The organism is Paraburkholderia phenoliruptrix (genome assembly GCF_902859825.1).
GTDB lineage: Bacteria > Pseudomonadota > Gammaproteobacteria > Burkholderiales > Burkholderiaceae > Paraburkholderia > Paraburkholderia phenoliruptrix.
Window position 1 is genome coordinate 58,975 of the sequence record NZ_CADIKB010000019.1, and the last position, 19,776, is coordinate 78,750.

The window sequence follows — 19,776 nt, forward strand, 5'->3', positions numbered from 1 at the left end:
GCTCTGTAGAATAAACCAGTTTCGGCGCACACTGCATGCAGGAACTCAACGGAGCACCCATGTACGTACCGCCCGATTTCAACGAAGCGCGCAAAGACGTCCTGCACACGCTTATCAGGCAGAATCCGTTCGGCACGCTGATTACCCATGGCGCGAACGGCCTGGACGCGAATCACATTCCGTTTGACCTCGCGCCGAACGAAGGCACGTTCGGCGTTCTACACGCACATGTGGCGAGGAATAATGCTGTTTGGCAGGCAGTAGCCCATGGCGATGATGTGCTCGTCGTCTTCCATGCGGGCGATGCGTATATTTCGCCGACGTGGTATCCGAGCAAGCACGAAACGCATAGGCAGGTACCCACATGGAACTACGTCGTGGTGCACGCGCATGGGCGCATCACGATTCGCGACGACGAGAAGTATGTACGCGGCGTGGTCGCGCGCCTCACGCGCACCCATGAAGCGGATCAGCCGCAGCCGTGGAAAATGGGAGATGCGCCGGCCGACTACATCGACACCATGCTCAAAGCGATTGTCGGTGTGGAGATCGAAATTACCCGGCTCGTCGGCAAGAGCAAGCTCGGCCAGAACAAGGACGCGCGCGACATTGAGGGCGCAGGGCAAGCGCTGAAAGCACGCGAGAACCCGATCGGCGATCGGATGCTCGCGTGCGCGGCACAGAAGCGGTAAAACAGCCTGAACGGTACCCTGCGGCGCCGGGTCGCGCAGCAGGGTACCGAAGGCTTGGCCGAAGCGTTATTGCCCGGTGTAGCCGAGCGGCACGGTGGAATTGTTCTTCGCCACCGTCGCGTTGTTCGACACGATGTACTGCGGCACCTCGGTCAGCGTCAGCGTGACGGCACCGTTGCTATACGGAACCGTGCTGACATTGCCGTATCCATCGATCTTCGTCACATTCCCCGACGTGCCGGCGTTGTCAACCTGCAGCGTATAGCTCGTCGAGTACGTCTGGCTGTACACGCCGCCGCTCGTCGGCCATTGCGCGTTGCTATGCGCCCATGCGGCCGTCACGATCTTGCCGTTGCCGAGTTGCTGGAATGCGTAGGCAAAGGTACCGGACGGTGTGCCTTTGACGCGGCCCAGCGTATTCGTGCCGTCGAGTACTCGCGTCATCGTCGCGAAGGCCATCGCCTCGGGTTTCGGCGAGAGATTCGTCGCGCCAAACGCGCCTTGCGCATCGTTCAGGTCGAAGAACGAACCGTATCCCACTTCGCCCGGATAGTCGGGGCCAAAGAACAACGTGGTGACCTGCGCACCGCCGCCGAGCACGATGATGTGCGAGCGTACGCCGACTGCCGCATGAGCAAACAACTGGTTCTGCGACGGCACCGTTGGGCCGTAACTGAGCCCCGGATCGTAGCTCGTACCCGCTTCCGTGAAGAAGAGCTTCATGTTCGGCTTGCCTGCCTGCATGACCGAACGCAGTTGCGTCATCTGATTGTCGAGCGCATTCGCCTGGTTCGCGGGATCCGGATCCGAGTCCTGCAATTCCGGCGGATGCGCGGGATAGGTGCCGGCATTCCAGTAGCCATGCGTCGACACCGCGTCGATGTAGTTCCAGAGGCCGAGCGCGCCAAACTTCTGCAGATAGCCCGTGGTGCAGGTATCGCAGTTCGCGGGGAACGGATTGCCGGTCCCCATGACGACCGCGTTCGGGTCCGTGGAATGAATGCCTTCATACGCGGCCTTGTACATCGCGACGAAGTTCGCGTCGCTGTCCGCCCAGCCGAGGCTCGGCTCCCATGTCACCTGATAGTAGTTCTTCTGCTGGTTCGGATAGTTCGCAGAACGAATCGCGCTCGTATCGGTGCCGACTCTCGCCATGAAGTCCTTGAATTCGGTCATGTTCGACGGCGCGTAGTAGCTGTCGTTGAACTGCCCCGTCTTCGAGTCCCAGGCCGGCAGGCCGTCAAGACGCACGATGCGCATCTGATCCGGATTGGCCTTATAGAAAGGATCGAGATCGTTCACGCTCGGCGTGTAGGTGTAGGGGCCGTTGGGCTCCATCGCCGACACTTCACGGTCGTCGATCGTCCACGAAATGCCGAGCGCGTGCAGCGCCGCGATATTGCCGTTGAAGCCCTGCATGCCGAAGCGATGCTGGTCCTGATGCGCATACGTGACCGTGCCGATCGCGGAACTGAGGTCGGGCAGCACGCCGAAAGTCGCAATGCCGGTGGGCCGCGTGCCGCTTCTCGGCAGCGTGCCGCCTGCTGAGCGCAACGTCGCGGTCAACGCGCCGTAACCGGACCAGGTCGACTTGCACGACAGCGTGCTCGTCTGTACGCCAGCGCCTACCGCAAAGCTGCCTTGCGTCTTGATGGCGCCATTGGAGTCCGCTACGGACCAGACAACGGTGTCGGCGCTCGGGGCGTTCGTCGTGACGGCGATCTTGAAAGCCGTGTTGTTCGGGAACACGCGCAGACCGTCGGCGGTCGGGGTGTCCGCGCTGATGACGCCATGGGCCGTACCGCCCGCGGTTTGCGTGGGCGTGCCGCAGGAAATGGCCGCGCTGGGCGTTGCGGATGGAGAGGGAGACGGTGTGGGGGTCGGCGTTGGTGTAGGTGTCGGAGCGGGTGCAGGTGCAGGTGCAGGTGCGGGTGCGGGTGCAGGTGCAGGTGCAGGTGCAGGTGCAGGTGCAGGTGCAGGTGCGGGTGCGGGTGCGGGCGCGGGCGCAGGTGCGGGTGCGGGCGCGGCCACAGCCCGCATCCAGCAGGCCTTGTCATAACCGTATGCCGGGTCCGTCTGCGAAACCGCGCCGACATAACAGCCCACGCCGTTGCTGAAGGTAGCCGGACTCGTCAGCATCGTCGAAGGTGCGTTGGGCGGCACTGCGCCGAACACCACCGATGCCGTGCCCAGGAACGAGCAATTGCTGTTCTCCTGCGCGCACAGCTTGTATTGCTGCCCCGCGACGGTGACCGTGCTGACCTGCGCCTGTGCCGTTTGCACACCGAAGGATGCCAGCGCCGTCGTCGCCGCGATCCCCATCAACCTCGAATATCTCACCATTGTCCCTGTCTTTGCGAAGAAAAGTTATCCCCGAGAATGAAGCGGCATCGGCTAGGCCCTGCCGCCTTTGTGTTGTCGGATTAAAAAAAAGAAAAAGTGCGCCCCCGGACGCAGCGAGGTCCGTCTTGAGATGTCAAACGCAGGGCGAGCGAAGACCAGCGCGACTATGTCGAGGCGCTCGTTTCCAGGCAGAACTGCGAGAACCGTCTGTCTTTCGTTATGCTTCCACCAATTAGGACGACTAACTGCATAGGAAAGCCCGTCGTCTTTCCGTCATCGTTCAATGGTCTTGGCTGGACATGCTTCTGTCACGCGCGATGCAGACCGGCGACAGATATCAAGCGAGGGGCAAAAAAGAGCACCGACCTGCCGGCTGGCGTCGTTCTTACCCGAACCGCGCGGCGCCGCGAAGGCGCCCATATGGAAATCTTGCTGAAGCTCACTGCAACCGCCACGCCATAGGTATTACTTACTCGGCGTGCTGGCGGGAGAATTATAAACGTTTCATAAGTGCAACGAAGCAGTGGTCTGGGGCGATAAGTAGCGATCGCGACCGTACTCTCGTTGATGAGGCTGCACTTTCCCAAATGCGCGGCTGCCGGAAACACCTGCCTCGCGATCGCGGCGAAAACGTAAGGCCTGTATTCGTCGGCGGATAAGCCAATTAGGGCCGCCCATAGCGTCTCACGCACGCAAGATTCCGCCATGCTGCGCGCACGATTGCAGTGCGCGACGCTTCGTTCGCCCGGAGAATGCCAGTCGCGCCACGTCCAGAAACGTGCCGACTTACAATGACGTGGCCTGATTGGCCTGCATGATGGCGTTTTCCCGCGTTATAGAACGCACTGACCTTGTGCGCGGCAGTGGTAGTCTGACGAGAGCAGCCTTTGCGGCAGCGAGCCGCCGTTTTCGGCGAGATCGAAGCAACCGGAATGCGCCGCAAAGCATAATTGCCGTCGAACGGCTCAACATCGCTGCGGGAGCGACTGCGATGGGATACAAAACCTATACCCTGATGACCTTGCTGGCGGTAAGCAACGCGGCCCTCGCGTGGCAACCGCTGATCTATCCAATCCGAAGTCAAAGCGCGTATCAACGCAGCGTCGACAGTGCGATGTGTTACGCGACCGCGAACAAACAAACCAAAGTCAACATCGCACACGAGCGGCAAACGCCGCCGCCCACACCCGCTGGGACGAAAACGTCGTCGACCGGCGCGCCGTCCCGCCCTCCGTTGCCGCCGAGCAGTTTCTCCGCGACGCCGCCAGGCCCCGCCCTTCCGGACGGCATGGCGCCCAACGCGCCCGGCTCCGCGTCTGCCCCGAGAGCCGGCAACGCCGCCGCGAGCCACGCAGCCTCGGCAACACCTGCAACACCGGCGAGCGAAACGCCGACCGCCACCGCAAATGCGGGACATGCAGCGTCGGCGAGTGCCCCCGCCTCCGCAGCAATCGCGGAGAAAGGCGCCTCGGAGCCCGTTACGGCAGCCAATGCAGCCAGCGCGGCAGGCGCGTCGCAACCCGGCACCGCCGCATTGCCGCCGCTGCCTGCGCCTGAACCACCCATGACACGCTACTGGGCCGCGTACGGCGCCTGTATGCAGGCGCGCGGCTACGTCGTCGCACAGTAAGCGGCCGCGGTAAACGCGGCTTGCGGCAAGCCGCGCGCCGTCTGCCGCGAGGGAGACGGCGCGCGGTACCCAATGGGGAAATAGCGACATGAATACAGACCAGGCCAATATTTCGGATTGCGAATCGTGTGGAGCGCCGCTCACCGACCCCGCAATGCCCTGTCCTTCGTGTCGCGCGCGACGCGTCCCTTCTTATGGAGCGATGGTGCCCACGCTGACCGTACGGCTCAACGACAGCCGTGCAGTCACGACACACCGGGTGCCAGCTCGCAGAGTGTGGAACCCATCGCATGCGCTCACCAATCCCTACGCGTCCACGGAAGCGCCCGTGGTCGTGCAGAGCGCATACCAACGGCTGCGCGAGCCCGTTGCATTTGCCGCGTCCGCGCTCGTCGTAGCGTCAGCGGTCTATGTGGGCTTCATACACCACGGCGACAGCGAGCTGGAAGGCGAACCGGTCGCCGTCTCGGGTGCGATCAGGCAGCAGCACGTCGCGCCGCCTGTGGCGGCCGTCGAACGTGCCCCGGCTATGGCTTCCGTGCAGTCCGCAGCCGTTGCGCCCGCCCCGCGCGCCGAGACGGCATCGACGCCGCCGACAGCATTGGCCGCGGCACAGCCGCCGATAGCCGCCGCATTGCCCCCAACCTCCGCATCGCGCTTGCCCGCGCGTCGCGCTGCGCCCGCTGTTTCGGCTGTGTCGTCCGCAGTGCCCATTGCCTCCGGTGTCGCGATCGCGTCGGCACAAGCAAAGCGCAACCCGGGTGCAATGCCGCTGCTCACCGCCGAAGAGAAAGCGCGCGTGGATCTGTCACGGCACCTACGCGCCGCGCGCGCGAGTCTTCAGAACAACAACTTGTCCGCAACAAAGGTGCGGATTGCAGCAGCCATGTCCGTGCAACCTCAAAGCCGGGAAGCGCAAAGCTTGCGTGCGGCCGTCACCACGCGCGAGCAGCAGCGCGACGCACTGCTGAACCTGGCACGAGGCTGTAACACCATCGCACGTTGGGATTGCGTGTCGCGCAACGCGGGCAGCGCACTCGAGATCGATTCGAGCAGCCGGGAAGCGCGTCGGCTCGTCACGTTGGCGATGCAGGAGACGGCGCTCGCCACCGTGCAAACTGCGGCGCCCGAGCCAGAACCCGCGCCGGATACGCGCGACGTCAACGCGCACCACTGAACTCGCGAGGCCGCGCGCTTAACGCGGCGACACGGCGGGGCAGATCTGTCGTGCAATCGCGCGATATCGCTCGGCCGTGTCTCTTAGCGTCAGCCCGGCAAGCGATCTTTGCACGCGCTCCTGACCTAGCGCTGTAACAATGGCCTCGGCATAGCAGCGGATGTTGTCGGTATCGACGAGCTGCACGCCCGGAAAGCCATTGGCGAATGCAAACGCAGGTATCCGGCTCGCGACGATCGGCAAGCCTGAGGCCAAGGCCTCCAGAAACGCCACGCTGTGCCCTTCGGAGCGCGACGGCATCACGAATACGCTCGATTCGGAAAGCACCGTGGCCACGTCGCTGCGCGGGCCAGCGACCGCGACGCGCTCCGCGATGCCCAGTTCCGTTGCGAGCGCAACGACCGCGCGCTGATAATCGGGGTCCTCGACTACGCCGTACAACGTCAGTTTCGCGTTCTCGACCTGCTTGAGCACCTCGCTGAATGCGCGCACCGTGAGCAGCTGATTTTTCACCGACGCATATCGGCCAATCTGCACAATGTGCGGCACAGTGCTCTCGCGCTGTCCGCCGTCCGTGAATGTGAAGCGCGCGAGATCGACGCCATTCGGCACGACTGTCATGGACGGATGCACGCCGATTGCCTGGATATAGTCCCTCACGCCTTGCTGCGATACGCCGATGACCACGCGTGCACGCCCCGACAGCAGATGTTCGACGCGCCTGAACAGCGGGCGCTCGAAATCGTTGGTCGCGGAATGCATCACATAGACAACCGGCGCGCCGAGCGGCAACGAGCGCGCGTAGAACGACGGAATCGTGGCGTGCGCGAAGATGATATCTGGGCGAAAACGCCGCACGGCGACGAACAGATTCCACAGCTTGCCGGGCGCGTGGTGCCGCTTTTGCGGAAACCAGCACTGCACGCCGTGCGCTTCTAATTCGTCGGCCAGCGCCGCGAAATCAGCGTGCGCCGGCAACAGCGATGCCACGCACACAGCCATTCCTTCAGCGCACTGATCGAGCGCGAGATCTTTCGCGAGCACTTCAGCGCCGGACAAACGCGGCGCCAGTACGAGATGGAAGACACGCATCATGCCGTCCTTGCCGTCAATGTTCTGTAGAGCATCCACGCCGCGGCGCAGCCGAGGCCGAGCGTCATCGACCATGCGATCCCTGTCACGCCCCACCAGCGAACCCAGAGCGGTGCACTCACAAGCAGCACCACCACCTGAATCGCGGACGCGTGCACGGTAGACTTCGCGTCGCCGATTGCGCGCAGATACGACACGAGCACCGCAATCAACGCCCCGATAGCCATGTTGATGACGAGTATCCTGAAGAGCGGCACCGCGGGCAGCCACGCCGCGCCGAGAATCAATGAGAACATCGGTTCCGCGATCAGCCGGAGAACTTCGACAAAGGCAGCGAGGCCGATAGCGACCACCAGCAGATAAACTCTGATCAGCCTCGACGCCGACTGTGCACTGCGGCGATGATGCGCGGCAAAGGTCGGAAAGAGGTATTGCGACATCGCGATTGCCGCATCCGCCAGCAGCATCTGCGCAAGGCGCGACGACATCTGATAGCCGCCGAGTTGCGTAGGTCCAAGCAGTTTGCCTACAACGACCTTGTCGAACTGATTGAGCAACAGGTTGATCACGCTGCTGGCCCAGATCCACCGGCTAAAACCGACATACTGGCCGATGCCCGACCATACCGCGCGCACCGGCGGCCGCGGCGTCATCGTGGCCCATGTCAGCGTGCTCTTGAGCGTTTCGCCGGCAACGAGCCCGATCAGCACCGACGCAGCGCCGGCGCCAAAATAAGCGAGTGTAAGACCGACCGAGCAATCGACGAACGCCGCCGCCACCTCCACGCCCGCAATATGCTGAAAGCGCCGCTCGCGCTGCACCACGTAATAGGCCGGCGAGGCGAGGCCGCGCAACAACGGCAGCAACGCCGCGAGTTGGATCAGCACGAGCGATCCGTCGAGGTGAAACTGACTGGAAAGCAAAGGCGCGAGCGCGACGAGCAGCAAGGAGATCAGCACGCCGCGCGCTGTCAGCGTGGTCCATACCGCGCCGAGTTGCGAGCGCGTCGGCGCGTGCTCGCCTTGAATAACGGCCTGCGCGAGGCCCGTATCGGAGAGCGCCTCGGCAATTGCAACAGCGAGCAAAGCCACACTCACGCTGCCGATGGCGGCCGGTCCGAGCATGCGGCCTATCGCCAGAAACTTGATCGCCACCAGTCCACGCACTGCGAACTGTTGCAATAACACCCACGTCGCCGCGCTCGCCCCGAAGCTGCTCGCTATCGAGAACGCGGGAAGCCTGATCGCCCGCAAGCTGGTTCTCCGTCGAATGACAGCGCAATTCAGCGATCTGCCCAGCATGCCATGACTTGCTGGAGACGCCGCCGCGCCTGATTGGATTCGTTGCGCCAGCAAGCTGGCAGTGGTTCATCTGGAACCGTAAGCATGACCTTACCGCGAGAGATTCGCCGTCAACCGCCATCAACCAGGTCACTTCAGCCGAAGCCCTTGCGCGGTAGTTCGTTTTCCCACACAACGCGCGAACCAGGCAGTTTTACGGTGCCGCACGGTGCTAACGTTATTCATCTGCCTGCGCGGCAGAGGCCGCGGCGCGGGCTATCCGGTCCCTGCCAGCCGGCCCGCCGATGCATTTCGTCAATCCACGCCCGCCTATTTCCGCTTATGCCTACCGACGTGATCGAACCTGACTTTGTCCTGATCGTTGAGCCTAATCTGACGGGTCACCGCTGGCGCTACGCGGAGTGGATCATGCAGGCCTGCGCGGATGCCGGCTATCCATGCATTCTCGTCACCGAATGCGCAAATGAGGATCACCGGCTCGCGCGTCAGATCACCGCCGCAAACCGCCCGGATCAGCAGATCGCTTTCGTCGATCCGGAGGAAAGCCGGACTCACCGCCTGCGCGAACGCAACCAGTACTGGCGCTTTCATCACTATTTCGAGCGCGCCTTCCGGCTTGTCAGTCGCGCGCAGTCAATCCGGCTCGTTGTCGTGCCGTATGCGGATTACTTCCTCAATGGGCTCGCTTTTCTCGGTTCGCCATTCGGCAAAACGCCGTGGATCGGCATCACGATGCGCTCGACGTTTCATCATCACAAGGTCGGCATCAAGGCGCCCGATCGTCCAGTCGTCAACGCGATCAAGGCGCAGTTGTTCAGGCGTGCGATCCGCACGCCGGGCCTGCGCACATTGTTGAGCATCGATCCGACGCTCCCGGAATGGGCCGCGCAGCATGCCGCGAAAGGCAGCGCAAAGATCGCGTATGTCGCCGACCCATTCCCCGACGAGCGAGCCGAAGATCCGGCGCTCGCGCGTGCGCGACTCGGCCTCGATCCGGCGCAGCGCTATTTGCTCGTGTACGGCGCGATCACCGAACGCAAGGGTATCTACGAGCTGGTTCACGCGATGACCCGCCTCGAGCATGCGCCGACGCTGATTGTTGCCGGTGAACAGGATGCGGGCACGCGCCACTTCATGCGTAATCACATTCGCAGCTTGACGCCGGCGCCAGTGGTGCTCGATTCATTCATCTCCAACGACATGGAGCGCGATCTGTTCTCCGCATGCGATGCGGTCTGGCTCGGCTACAAAGGTCATTACGGCATGAGCGGAGTGCTCGTGCAGGCGTACCGCTTCGGCAAACCGGTCATTGCAACGGAAGACGGCCTGATCGGCTGGTTCAGCAGGCGCTGCGAACTGGGCCCGATTCTGAGCGACCTGAGTTCTGCGTCAATAGCCAAGGCCATTACGGAAACCATGACGTCATGGCCCCACGCGCACGGGTCGGCTCCGTCGCGCGACAATCTGCTCGCGCAAAATACGCTCGGCGAATTCAAACACACCTTGCTGCAACAGATGGCGTAATTAAAAGTCCTTGCGCACGGCGTCGCGTGCGCAAGGCACCACGCCCGGCGCACATTACTCGCAGCTTGTTGTCAGGACAACTGTCCGCCTGCGACCGGCACTTCTTCCCGTACCGAACTGCTGCGCTTTTCGGGGAACAGCGCATTACGCATTAGCAGGAACGGGTATTCGATCGCACGCGTCGTGACATAGCCGATCACGATCGCAATCGCGAACTGTGCGGCAAGCGCGACGACCCAGATTACGCCCGGCGCAAAGCCGAGCGCCGTCGCCTTGCGAATCAGCATGTCGCCCGGCGCAAGCGCGAGCGAGTGCCACAGGTAAATACCGTACGAATAGAGGCCGATCCACGCAACGCCGCGATAGATCCATGTCGAGCGCAACCATCCGGAGTATTCGAGCACCAGCACGATAAGCGCGGCAAAACCGAGTGCCTGAATCGTATAGCCAATGCTTTCATCGAGTGCGATGTGCTTCGTCGCCAGCACGAGCCATGCGCACAACAGTACGACGCTGCCGATCAACAGCCACTTGCGTTTCGCAAGCTGTTGGTAAATGGCCGGCTTCATCCAGTAGATCGCCGAAAGAATCACGCCGATCAGCAGACTGTCGATGCGGTACTGCGTGTAGGCGAAAGCGCCTTCCAGATTTCCGCCCGCCACCGCAAAGCAACGCGCTATGAGCGTTAGCGCACAGATACCGGAAAGCACGCTGACAATGGTCCATGCACCGAGCCGCCAGCGAGAGAAAAGTAATAAAAGTGCCGGCAGCACGAGATAGAAATGTTCTTCAACCGCGAGACTCCAGGTCTGCGTGATCGAGGTGCCGAGATAGTTCTGCAAATGCGTGAGATTCTGAAAGACAAACGTATTCCACGGATGCCGCCCCGCGAGCACATGAAACGCAATCAATACGTAATACGCGGGCCAGATTCGGAACATCCGTCGCACAATGAAGCGGCGCGCGTCGACGTGCCCTGTCTCCGCGTATTGCCGCAGCAGCAAACCGCCAACCAGAAAGCCGCTGAGCGTGAAGAAGAGATTGACGCCCTCTCGACCGAAGTTCTTGAGCGGGTACTCGATCATCTGCAGCAGAACGTTGTTTGTATGAACAGCATGAAAGTGAAAGCCCATCACCGCAATGATCGCGATGCCGCGGACGAAATCCAGCTCGATCGCCCGTCCGGCTTTTGCGGGGCCCGTCCCGCCAAATAGCTTCATGTTGTTCTCCCCTTTCCATTCTATTAGGTACATTGGCCTGTTTTCATCTTCGGCGGCGGGGAGCATAGGCGAGCGCCAAGATCAAGGCATTCACCGACAACATCGGCGAGCTTGCGTGCGTCTTGCAGGCATAGCCCTTTCCACTGTCGCCAGAATCCAGGCAGTCGGAGACGAACCCCATTTAGCGATGTGCACAGACGCAAAGTTGCGCTCACAATGACCCGACGCGAGACCGTCCGCTATAGACGACGGCAAATGACGGCGACGGGGAGGAAACAAGAATGCGCCATCAGTATGCAACGCCATGGATATGGATTTTCCTGCTGCCACTTGCGCTGGACTATAAGGCCACCAACGCGACCACCGGGCACTTCGCCCAGTTCATTTTTGTCGTTCCGGCGATGGCTGCGGGGCTCGCCCTTCTGCTCATCGCACCGCGCTTTCACGAGCGCTCGCGGCTTCGCTCGATCGTCACCGGCAGCATGTTGTTGTGCGTATTCGGCAGCGTAGTCGCGCAACTCATTCAGGATAACGACAGCGGCAATTATTTGCGCGTGCTTTTGCCATTCGTGCTGTTCCTGCTCGGCTATCTCGTTGCGTGCCGGCCGTGGAGCGAGCAGCGCATCGCTCAATTCGAAAAGGCACTGTTCGCGGGCAATGTCATTAGCCTTGTATTTACTTTCGTCTATGGCATGGCAACCGGGGGCGGTCTCGAAGACGTGCGCTTTCGGATCATCTCAGTCACGCTGCTCGGACTGCAAGGTGTACTGCTGCACGAATTCGTGGTCGCCAGGCGCTATTCGCTGTACACAGTGGCGGTATTCGCGGGCACGGTCATCGTCGAATTACTGAGCGTGACTCGCAGCCTGCTGGTCGGCACGGTGCTGCTGTTTCTCATCGCAATGGCACTGAGCGCGCCTTCAGCTCGGCAGATCTGGCGCGCCATCGCTCGCGGAGTCGTCGTCGCTGCGGTGCTGGCCGGCGTGGCGGGCATTGCGATACTGGCGGTTCCCAACGTTGCCGAACACTGGACGCAGCGTATTTTCTTCTCCGAAGCAACGGTCTCTGGCAAGGATCCGACCACTATCACCCGTCTCGCCGAAATGCGCGATCAGTACGAGCAGGTGACGGCGAACCCCGAAACGCTGCTCTTCGGAGCAGGCTACGGACACTACTATCGCTATTCGCCAGCCTATCTGCCGGACCTCGCGGGCCAATTCAGCAAGCAGGATTTCTACGCGATCAACGAATGGGCCGCGGGTCACAACTTCTGGGTCTACCAGTTCTTCGCAGGCGGACTCGTGTTCGGCATCGCGATGCCGCTTGCCACGCTCGGCGCGCTCGCGTTGTGTTTCTTCTCGTACCGCTATTGGCGCAAAGTCGTGCCCGACGCGCCGATGCTTCCGGTACTCGGACGCGCGATCATGCTGTTTGCCGCGTTGCCAGCCACGTCGATCGGCGGCAATCCACTCGGGCCTCGCTTTTCGGGCCTCGTATTCGGCATTGGGCTCGGCCTCATGATCGCCACTTACACGCGTTTGCAGCGCGCGCTGCCGGCACGCACGAATCGCATACGAGCCGCCCGCCCTATGCGGCCCGCGGCGATGCCGGACCTGCCTGGCCGCATTCAACCGGGCATGGGCCACTCTGACCTAGCCGGCACGCTCGGCATGCCGCACACGCCACGACTGCCTGGCGCTAACCGACCGGACATTGCGCGATGAAAATCCTCCACGTGCTCGCAAGCATCGATCCGCGGGCGGGCGGTCCTGTCGAGGGCGTTCGCCGCAGCGGCGTAGCGATGCAGGAGGCCGGACATGAGATCGAAGTCGCTACCTGCGACTCTCCGGACGATGCCTATATCGCGACGTTCCCCTTTCCTGTTCATGCGTTCGGCCCCACCTCGAATCGCTACAGCTATAGCGCCCACCTTGCGCCGTGGCTCGCGAATCACGCGAAGCGCTTCGATGCCGTCGTCGTGCACGGGCTATGGCAATACCATGGCTTCGCGACATGGAAAGCGCTGCATGACAGCGACGTGCCCTATTATGTGTACGCGCACGGCATGCTCGACCCATGGTTCAAGCACGCATATCCGCTCAAGCATCTGAAGAAATGGCTTTACTGGCCCTGGGCCGAATACCGCGTGCTGCGGGATGCGCGCGCGGTCATCTTCACGACTGAAGAAGAACGCACGCGAGCACGTGAATCGTTCTGGCTCTATCGCGCGCGTGAACGTATCGTGCCGTTCGGCACAGCGGTTCCGAAGGTCGATGCCGCGTCGGTACGAGAAGCGTTCTTCGAGGCCGTGCCTGCTGCGCGCCGCAAACGTATCGTGCTGTTCCTCGGCCGGGTGCACGCGAAAAAGGGCTGTGACCTGCTGATCGACGCCTTCGCACGCGTGGCAAAACGCGACGAGGCGCTGCATCTGGTGATTGCCGGCCCTGACGAAACGGGCTGGGTCGCAAGCCTGCGAGCCCAGGCACAGGCCGCTGGAATCGCGCATCGAATGAGCCTGCCTGGCATGCTGCAAGGCGATCTCAAGTGGGGCGCCTTTCATGCAAGCGACGTGTTCGCGCTGCCGTCGCATCAGGAAAACTTCGGCGTGGCGGTCGCCGAGGCGCTGGGCTGCGGCCTGCCCGCGCTCATCTCCGACAAGGTCAACGTGTGGCGCGAAATCGAAGAAGATGGCGCGGGCCTCGTCGCACCGGACACCGTTGAAGGCACGGAAAGCAGCCTCACCCGCTGGCTCGAGCTGGACGAATCCGCTCGCGAAACCATGCGTATGCAAGCCGCGCGAACCTTCAACGCGCGCTTTCGGATCGAGACCATGGTGGGCGCGCTGACCACCTTGCTCGAAACGAAAGGCGGCCACGAGGGCGATGCAAAAATCACTACGCTCGCCACGCTGCGCGGGGCCGTTCAGCCGGGCCGCTGAATTTCGCGGTATTCCACCAAAAAAATGACGGCGCTCCTGTGAGCGCCGTTCAAGTTTCCGCGACAACGCTCATAGGCGCGCCGCTACGTCCTTAACTTCGCTGCTCCTTCATCAACGGTGTCAACGTCGACGCGGCGATCGGCAGCGTGTCGACCGGCGCTTGCGCCGGCACTACGCCGCTATGCGCCGCTTCCACACGCGTACCGCCGACGGCGTGCGGCACGTCGAGCTGCCGCGCCAGATGCCCCGCGAGCCGCAACGCGAGCGCCGCAATCGTAATAGTGGGGAAATTGGCGCCGACAGTCGGAAACACCGAGCTGCCGCCAATGTACAGGTTGCTGATGCCATGCACCTTGCAATTGCGATCGACCACGCCTTCGCGCGGCGAATCGTGCATACGTGTCGTGCCCATGTGATGCCACGTGCCTTCCAGCTTCTCGGGCCATGCCCTGCCTTCGAGCGGCGCATCGAGCTCGACGTCCGCGACGCGCGCCATCTGCAGCTCCTTCGCGAGTCCGGCAAACGTCTTGTCGAAAGTACGCTTCACCTGTTCCCCGAGGCGCCATTCGACTTTCACGCGCGGCATGCCGAACCGGTCGCGTTTGTCGGTGCACAGCGTGACGCGGCTGTCCGGATCCGGCACCGCTTCGACGATGGCCTGCAGCGTGACATCGGTGATCAGCGCAGGCCACTGCAGCAATCGCGTCAAGCCGTACCCGACCGTATGCAGCGGATGCGCAGCCATCGTCGCAATGTCCGACCTCAGGCTGCGCCCCGGCTGATCCTTGTGCATCAGCGCTTCCTTGCAGCGAATCAGCGCCTCCGAGCCCGCGCTGCCCTCGCCGTACCAGCGTGAATAAAGCCACACGCGGGAATTCAGCAGCTTTTCGCGTGCCATCATCTCCTGCTTCGGTGCGAATTGCGACGAGATCTTCGTGCCATGCGCCGACACCGCAGGGTTCTGATAGTGGTACTTGATGTCATAGAGCTTGTTGCGCGGAACGCCTGGACGGAAACGCACCTTCCCCGACATCATGCGCGGGTGATCCATGAAGTAACGTCCAACCAGATCGTTAGTATTGCCAAGCCCGGCGGCCTGCACATTGTTCGAGGCAAGCAATAGCCGCGCGTTTTCAATCCCGCCCGTGGCGAGTACGAAGATGCGCGCCTTGACGGACATTCTGCGGCCGCTGAGCGTACCCACCTGCACGCGCGTAATCGTCGTGCCTTGGGCGTCGGCGTCGATATTGAGAACGTTAGCGTTCAGAAATACGCGAACGTGCGTGGAGCGTCCCAGTTCCTCGCGATACACCTTGCCGAAACGCAGCGGCGGGCTGAACTGCGCTACGGTATCGCGCATGTCGCCGCTGCCAAGCGGTATACGGCGAACGTCCGACCGGCCGATCTCGCGCTCCCAATAGGCGGGGTCGAAGTTCTGCGGACCGAGCTTCAGCAGTTCGTGCGTGCGTGCGTAATACGGCGCGAGTTCGTCGAGCCCGAAGGGCCAGCCGCTGTGCGCAATCCAGTCGCGCTTTTCAAAGTCCCAAGGATCGAGCGGACGACACCAGCCGCCCCAGCAGTTGCTGCTGCCGCCGAAATAGCGGCTGCGCGAGCCGTCTGCGAACCGATAAGGCAGCCCGGCATTTTCGCCACGGTACAGGTCGCGTGTTTCTTCGTCCGGCGTAAAGCTGCCGCTTTCCAGCAGGCATGTCTCCACGCCGGCGCCCGACATTTCACGCGCGAGCGTAATGCCCGCGACGCCTCCCCCGATGATGCAGACCGTCGTTTCGATGACCGTGTTTTGCTCGACATTGCGAGTATCGATGAACATCCGCAGCTCCCGTGTTCTTCATCATGATCTTTTTGGGGCGTCGCCAACTCGCCGGTGAATGGCGGTCAGGCAACGCGCCGTATGCCGTGGCCGGATGCGTCATTACGCCGGCTGCCACGACCTCGGTCTCCTCAGCGTATAAAGGCTGCGGCTCTTATTCTGTGCTTCAGGTCACGGAAGGAAACGCTTCCGTAAAAAACGACATGGGTTTCCGCCGTACACGCCTTCCGCTTCCAGAGAGCGATGCACGACGGAGAGCGGCGTGACAACCGCGGAGCGGCCAATCGTCACGCCCATTTGCACGACGCATTTCGAGGTGATCCAGACACCGTCCTCGATGACGATGGGTGCAACGCGAAGGTCCATGGTGGTGCTCATATCGTGCGAGCCGGCTGTGAGGAACGTGCCCTGAGAAATGCACACGTTCGAGCCGATATGGATAGGTGCCTGGTTATAGATCCACACGTCCACGCCAAACCAGCAGTTGTCCCCCACTTCCAGATTCCATGGCGCCTTGACGCGCAACGGATGCACAAACCGGCACCCTTGCCCAATCCGCGCACCGAACAGACGCAGCAGCGCAACACGCACGAATGAGAACGGCAGTAGCTTGTTGTTGATCACACACGCCTCGACGACAAACCATACGAGCTCGATCAGCGCACTGCGCCGCGCGAGATAATTGCCCTTGCCGGCGAGACTCAAGTCGATGACACGATGCTCCGCACCCTCGGCGTGGCTTTGCGGCCTATGTGCTAGCCGCGGATCGTCTGCGATATTGCCCATCGTTTTTCTCCGTGCCTTTCGCCCCGCTTCCATATGCAGGGATACTAATCAACTTGGACGCTTGCCTTTAACCGACCACCTCATCATCATGCTGTCCGCCGGGGCAAGCGTTTTGGCGGCTGGGTGCATGGATTTTGGCGCACGATATCTCTACAACACTGCATCGACCTGGGGACCATAATGACAACTCCGCTTCGACACACCGCCCACTGCATGCTTCTCCTCGCCGCCTACGCGGCACCTGCACTAGCCCAAGACGCGGCGCCCGCCCGCGCGCCGGCAATGACCGCTACGGCTCCTACCGGCTATGGCGCCCCGATGCCCGCTCCTGTCGACCGCGGCGCGCTACAGCGCAAGCGTGAACAGAAGCTGCTCGGCGCACCCGACGGGTATGACACCGGCAATGCACAGAACGGCACGCTCGACGACGCCCGCCGCGCAGCCTTGCTCGACGAGCAACGCATGACGGTCAACGGTGCTGTCCAAGGCGGTCAACCAGGCGCCGCTGGCAAGCGCAAGGCGCCGGCTGCCGTCAACGGTCAGCTTCGCGTTGCCGATGCAGCAGCGCGTCCCCGCGCCACCGACAAACTGCTGCCCGAAGGCGCCGCCAAAGCCACGTATGCCGATCCTTATGCCACCGGCAAGCGCTCCGTCTATCGCTCGCCGTGGTGATCGCGCATTCATGCCGGCCGCGCACCGGATTACTCCGGCGCGGCGTCCTCCGGGGTCGCGGGCTTCGGATGCGGCACCGTCACTGCTGAAGGCCTCGCGTCGAAGTACGTGGCGCTCGCCTTCCAACGCCTCCGCCCCGCCGCGCGGCACAGCATTCCCACGCGTTCTTCAAAAGTACTAATCGTCGCATCCGGCGAAAGTGCGGTTTCTGCATAGTCGCGCGCTGCCCGGCCGAGCGCCGCGCGGCGCTCCGGATCGTTGGCGAGCGCCGTAATCGCACCGACCAGCGCCTTCACGTTGTCCGGCGGCACCACGACGCCGCGCGCATGCACTGCCTCATGAAGCGCGGTTCCACGCCGCGCCATGGCAATCGTCGCGCGGCCGCTCGCAAACATGCCGGTCAGCTTGGACGGCATGACGAGATCCGCGGCATCGCCGCGTTGCGGCAACACGTGAATGTCGGCGAGGTTGAGCAGTTCGTTCAGACGCTCCGCGGGTTGCAGCGGAAGGAAGATGCAGTTCGGCAAGGCCGCGCAGCGTCGCGCGAGACCTTCTTTAGCTGCGCCGCCGCCGCAGAACACAAACGTCAGATCTTGTCGGTATGCGAGCGACGCCGCTGCCTCCGCAAGTGTCTCGATGCCCTGCTTCGCACCCATGTTCCCCGAGTACAGAACGACTTTCTGGCCGTCCGGCAAATTGAGGTCGCTGCGATACTCGCTCGCGCGCGGCAAGGGGTAGATTGCCGATACGTCGACCCAGTTCGGCAGACACACTACTTTCGAAGGCGCCACGCCTTTCGCGGTTGCGCGCGCGCTCATCTGCCGCGTAATCGAGGAGACTGCATCGAAGCGCCGCAAGAACTGGCTTTCGATCCAGCGCGCCATTCGCGCCGCCCACGAGCCCTTGAGCAAGCCGAGTTCGAACGCGGCATCCACTTCGTAATCCTGAATGTGCAGCCACGCGCTGGCACGCGCGAGACGCGCGAGAGCAAGCGTGGCCGGTGCGCACATCAGGGTGGGCGCAATCAACAGCACGGCGTCGGGCCGCCAGAAAGTCTGCCAGGCGAGTACAGGCAGCGACGTGGCGGCGAAACTGGCCAGATGAATCATCCGCTTGAGGCCGCTCGGCTGCGACGGCACCCATAGCGGCGCGCGCCACACTGCAACACCGTCGCGCTGCTCCCGCCGATAGCGCCAGCCGGCGTACCCCGAGGAAACCCGCCAATCCGGGTAATACGGGGGTGCACAGACCACGCGCACCTCGTGGCCGCGGCTCGCCAGCAGCGCGGCCATTTCGGCCGTGTACTTGCCGGTCCCCGTGAGCTCGGGCGCGTAATTAAGGCCGTAGATCAGGATCTTCATTGTGCGTGTCTGAACGTGTTAAGGCTTCCTTGCCCGACCTCGCGGCGGCGCCGCGACGCCCGTCAATTGCTCAGCATCAGCGCACAGCCGCGGGCAATGTTGGCGGCTGCAGAAGGAGGATCGAACCGGCGAATCACTTCCATGCAACGGCGTGCGGTCCCGCTCGCGTCGGCGAACGCTTCCATCGCCTTTAACATCGTGCGCTGCAATCCAGGCACGTCGCCCGCGGTGAACGAATAGCCGCTCACGCCGTCTATGACGAGCTCCGGCACGCAGCCGCAGCTTTCACTCACCACTGCGGGGCAACCGTGCGCGAGCGCCTCGTTGACCACAAGGCCCCACGGCTCGCTAAAGCTCGGCAGCACCATGCATGTCGCGCCGTAGTACTCGCGCGTAAGCGGTTCGTCCTGCAAGCTTCCGACGAAAGTCACGGCATCGCCCAGCTTCAGATCGGCGGCTTTTTCGCGCAACGCGTCGCCCATCGGCCCGGTGCCGACGATACGCAAACGCGCTGCGGGAATACGCTTGTGCAAACCGGCAAACGCTTCAAGCAACGTTCCGACGCCCTTCTCCTCCGAAAGACGCCCTACGTATAGAAACACCGGCGGATTGCCGGCGCGCGCGGCAACGCGCTCCGGCAACGCACGTTCAGGAGAAAACGAACCGGGCAGCGCGGCCGCCTGACAAGGCACGAAAATCTTTTCGCGCTTGGCGCCGAGCGACAGCAGATACTCGCGGCTGCGCTCCCCGAAACCGAAATAGCCGTCGCACAGCGAAAAAAACACACGCTTCGGAATGGACGTAATGAGCTTCTTCGGTCGATCGCGGCCGGTGGAATCGCAAAACACCGCGCGACGTTTGCCGGTGACGATGCACGCCGCCAGCATCGCCCAGTACTCCGGACGGTGATAGCCCGGCAGCACGATCAGATCGGATTTGGCTTTCAGCACTTCCCACGTCAGACGCGCGATCATCTTGATGGCCGGCACGTCTTCATAGCAGCCGTCGAACAGCTTTTGCATCGGATACCGATGGTATGAATAATCGACCTCGGAAAAGCCGAGGCGATCGTGTTCGGTATCCGCTATCTGCACCATGGAGTACCGGATTGATCCGGATGCCGAAATATTATGCAGCGCAGAAAACACGACACCTTTGTGACGCGACCATACGACGTTATGGAAGATGGTGACCGATGAACTCATTTTT

The 19,776-nt window shown here is 62.4% G+C and carries 15 protein-coding genes; 7 read left to right on the forward strand and 8 right to left on the reverse strand.

The genetic code is table 11. The features are described 5' to 3' along the window. Positions 1-59: 59 nt before the first annotated feature. The gene (locus tag HV711_RS19135; RefSeq protein WP_035485953.1) at positions 60-692 is read left to right on the forward strand and encodes an FMN-binding negative transcriptional regulator; all 633 of its coding nucleotides are present in this window, start codon (positions 60-62) and stop codon (positions 690-692) included. Positions 693-758: 66 nt separating this feature from the next. On the opposite strand, the gene HV711_RS19140 is transcribed toward HV711_RS19135, so the two are convergent. Further along, the gene (locus HV711_RS19140) at positions 759-3,035 is read right to left on the reverse strand and encodes a glycoside hydrolase family protein (protein WP_035485955.1); all 2,277 of its coding nucleotides are present in this window, start codon (positions 3,033-3,035) and stop codon (positions 759-761) included. Positions 3,036-4,026: 991 nt separating this feature from the next. Between HV711_RS19140 and HV711_RS33515 the strand changes: the two genes are divergently transcribed. After that, complete coding sequence (locus tag HV711_RS33515; RefSeq protein ID WP_035485957.1) at positions 4,027-4,665, forward strand: hypothetical protein; 639 nt, start codon at positions 4,027-4,029, stop codon at positions 4,663-4,665. 259 nt (positions 4,666-4,924) lie between these two features. Further along, on the forward strand, positions 4,925-5,842 hold the full coding sequence (locus HV711_RS19150; protein WP_244142703.1) for a hypothetical protein: 918 nt from the start codon (positions 4,925-4,927) through the stop codon (positions 5,840-5,842). An 18-nt stretch (positions 5,843-5,860) separates the two neighbouring features. On the opposite strand, the gene HV711_RS19155 is transcribed toward HV711_RS19150, so the two are convergent. Beyond that, entirely contained in the window at positions 5,861-6,934 is a 1,074-nt protein-coding gene (locus HV711_RS19155; protein ID WP_035485963.1) for a glycosyltransferase, read from the reverse strand. Then, entirely contained in the window at positions 6,934-8,187 is a 1,254-nt protein-coding gene (locus tag HV711_RS19160) for an oligosaccharide flippase family protein (RefSeq protein ID WP_035485966.1), read from the reverse strand. Before HV711_RS19160 ends, HV711_RS19155 begins: the two co-directional genes overlap by 1 nt. A 369-nt stretch (positions 8,188-8,556) precedes the next feature. Between HV711_RS19160 and HV711_RS19165 the strand changes: the two genes are divergently transcribed. After that, complete coding sequence (locus tag HV711_RS19165; RefSeq protein ID WP_035485970.1) at positions 8,557-9,759, forward strand: glycosyltransferase; 1,203 nt, start codon at positions 8,557-8,559, stop codon at positions 9,757-9,759. Between the two features lie 71 nt (positions 9,760-9,830). Here the strand turns inward: HV711_RS19165 and HV711_RS19170 are convergent, their stop codons facing one another. Next, entirely contained in the window at positions 9,831-10,979 is a 1,149-nt protein-coding gene (locus HV711_RS19170; RefSeq protein WP_035485972.1) for an acyltransferase family protein, read from the reverse strand. A gap of 281 nt (positions 10,980-11,260) precedes the next feature. On the opposite strand from HV711_RS19170, the gene HV711_RS19175 reads away from it, so the two are divergent. Both HV711_RS19175 and HV711_RS19180 read left to right on the forward strand, forming a co-directional pair. Further along, positions 11,261-12,703 carry an O-antigen ligase family protein gene (locus tag HV711_RS19175; RefSeq protein ID WP_035485975.1) on the forward strand — a complete coding sequence of 481 codons (1,443 nt, stop codon included), beginning with the start codon at positions 11,261-11,263 and terminating at the stop codon, positions 12,701-12,703. After that, positions 12,700-13,917: a glycosyltransferase gene (locus tag HV711_RS19180; protein ID WP_028362721.1), complete on the forward strand. Its 1,218-nt coding sequence runs from the start codon at positions 12,700-12,702 to the stop codon at positions 13,915-13,917. Before HV711_RS19175 ends, HV711_RS19180 begins: the two co-directional genes overlap by 4 nt. Positions 13,918-14,008: 91 nt before the next feature. Here HV711_RS19180 and HV711_RS19185 read toward each other — a convergent pair whose 3' ends face one another. Then, a complete protein-coding gene (locus tag HV711_RS19185) occupies positions 14,009-15,748 on the reverse strand; it encodes an FAD-dependent oxidoreductase (RefSeq protein ID WP_035485978.1) in 1,740 nt (579 codons plus the stop codon). Positions 15,749-15,919: 171 nt separating this feature from the next. Next, positions 15,920-16,534 (reverse strand): DapH/DapD/GlmU-related protein, encoded by a 615-nt coding sequence (locus HV711_RS19190; protein WP_028362723.1) that lies wholly within the window; start codon positions 16,532-16,534, stop codon positions 15,920-15,922. A gap of 318 nt (positions 16,535-16,852) precedes the next feature. Between HV711_RS19190 and HV711_RS19195 the strand changes: the two genes are divergently transcribed. Further along, positions 16,853-17,206: a hypothetical protein gene (locus HV711_RS19195; protein ID WP_244142704.1), complete on the forward strand. Its 354-nt coding sequence runs from the start codon at positions 16,853-16,855 to the stop codon at positions 17,204-17,206. Between the two features lie 29 nt (positions 17,207-17,235). Here HV711_RS19195 and HV711_RS19200 read toward each other — a convergent pair whose 3' ends face one another. Then, positions 17,236-18,567, reverse strand: coding sequence for a glycosyltransferase WbuB (locus HV711_RS19200; RefSeq protein ID WP_028362725.1), 1,332 nt, complete (start codon positions 18,565-18,567; stop codon positions 17,236-17,238). A gap of 62 nt (positions 18,568-18,629) precedes the next feature. Next, entirely contained in the window at positions 18,630-19,772 is a 1,143-nt protein-coding gene (locus tag HV711_RS19205) for a glycosyltransferase family 4 protein (RefSeq protein WP_028362726.1), read from the reverse strand. Positions 19,773-19,776: the final 4 nt, after the last annotated feature.

What these genes read in the sequence shown, in the direction of transcription:
- HV711_RS19135 (WP_035485953.1), top strand. Translation starts at nt 60, where the DNA reads ATGTACGTACCGCCCGATTTCAACGAAGCGCGCAAAGACGTCCTGCAC.
- HV711_RS19140 (WP_035485955.1), bottom strand. Translation starts at nt 3,035, where the DNA reads ATGGTGAGATATTCGAGGTTGATGGGGATCGCGGCGACGACGGCGCTG.
- HV711_RS19175 (WP_035485975.1), top strand. Translation starts at nt 11,261, where the DNA reads ATGCGCCATCAGTATGCAACGCCATGGATATGGATTTTCCTGCTGCCA.
- HV711_RS19200 (WP_028362725.1), bottom strand. Translation starts at nt 18,567, where the DNA reads ATGAAGATCCTGATCTACGGCCTTAATTACGCGCCCGAGCTCACGGGG.
- HV711_RS19165 (WP_035485970.1), top strand. Translation starts at nt 8,557, where the DNA reads ATGCCTACCGACGTGATCGAACCTGACTTTGTCCTGATCGTTGAGCCT.
- HV711_RS19180 (WP_028362721.1), top strand. Translation starts at nt 12,700, where the DNA reads ATGAAAATCCTCCACGTGCTCGCAAGCATCGATCCGCGGGCGGGCGGT.
- HV711_RS19155 (WP_035485963.1), bottom strand. Translation starts at nt 6,934, where the DNA reads ATGCGTGTCTTCCATCTCGTACTGGCGCCGCGTTTGTCCGGCGCTGAA.
- HV711_RS19205 (WP_028362726.1), bottom strand. Translation starts at nt 19,772, where the DNA reads ATGAGTTCATCGGTCACCATCTTCCATAACGTCGTATGGTCGCGTCAC.
- HV711_RS19170 (WP_035485972.1), bottom strand. Translation starts at nt 10,979, where the DNA reads ATGAAGCTATTTGGCGGGACGGGCCCCGCAAAAGCCGGACGGGCGATC.
- HV711_RS19185 (WP_035485978.1), bottom strand. Translation starts at nt 15,748, where the DNA reads ATGTTCATCGATACTCGCAATGTCGAGCAAAACACGGTCATCGAAACG.
- HV711_RS19190 (WP_028362723.1), bottom strand. Translation starts at nt 16,534, where the DNA reads ATGGGCAATATCGCAGACGATCCGCGGCTAGCACATAGGCCGCAAAGC.
- HV711_RS19195 (WP_244142704.1), top strand. Translation starts at nt 16,853, where the DNA reads ATGCCCGCTCCTGTCGACCGCGGCGCGCTACAGCGCAAGCGTGAACAG.
- HV711_RS33515 (WP_035485957.1), top strand. Translation starts at nt 4,027, where the DNA reads ATGGGATACAAAACCTATACCCTGATGACCTTGCTGGCGGTAAGCAAC.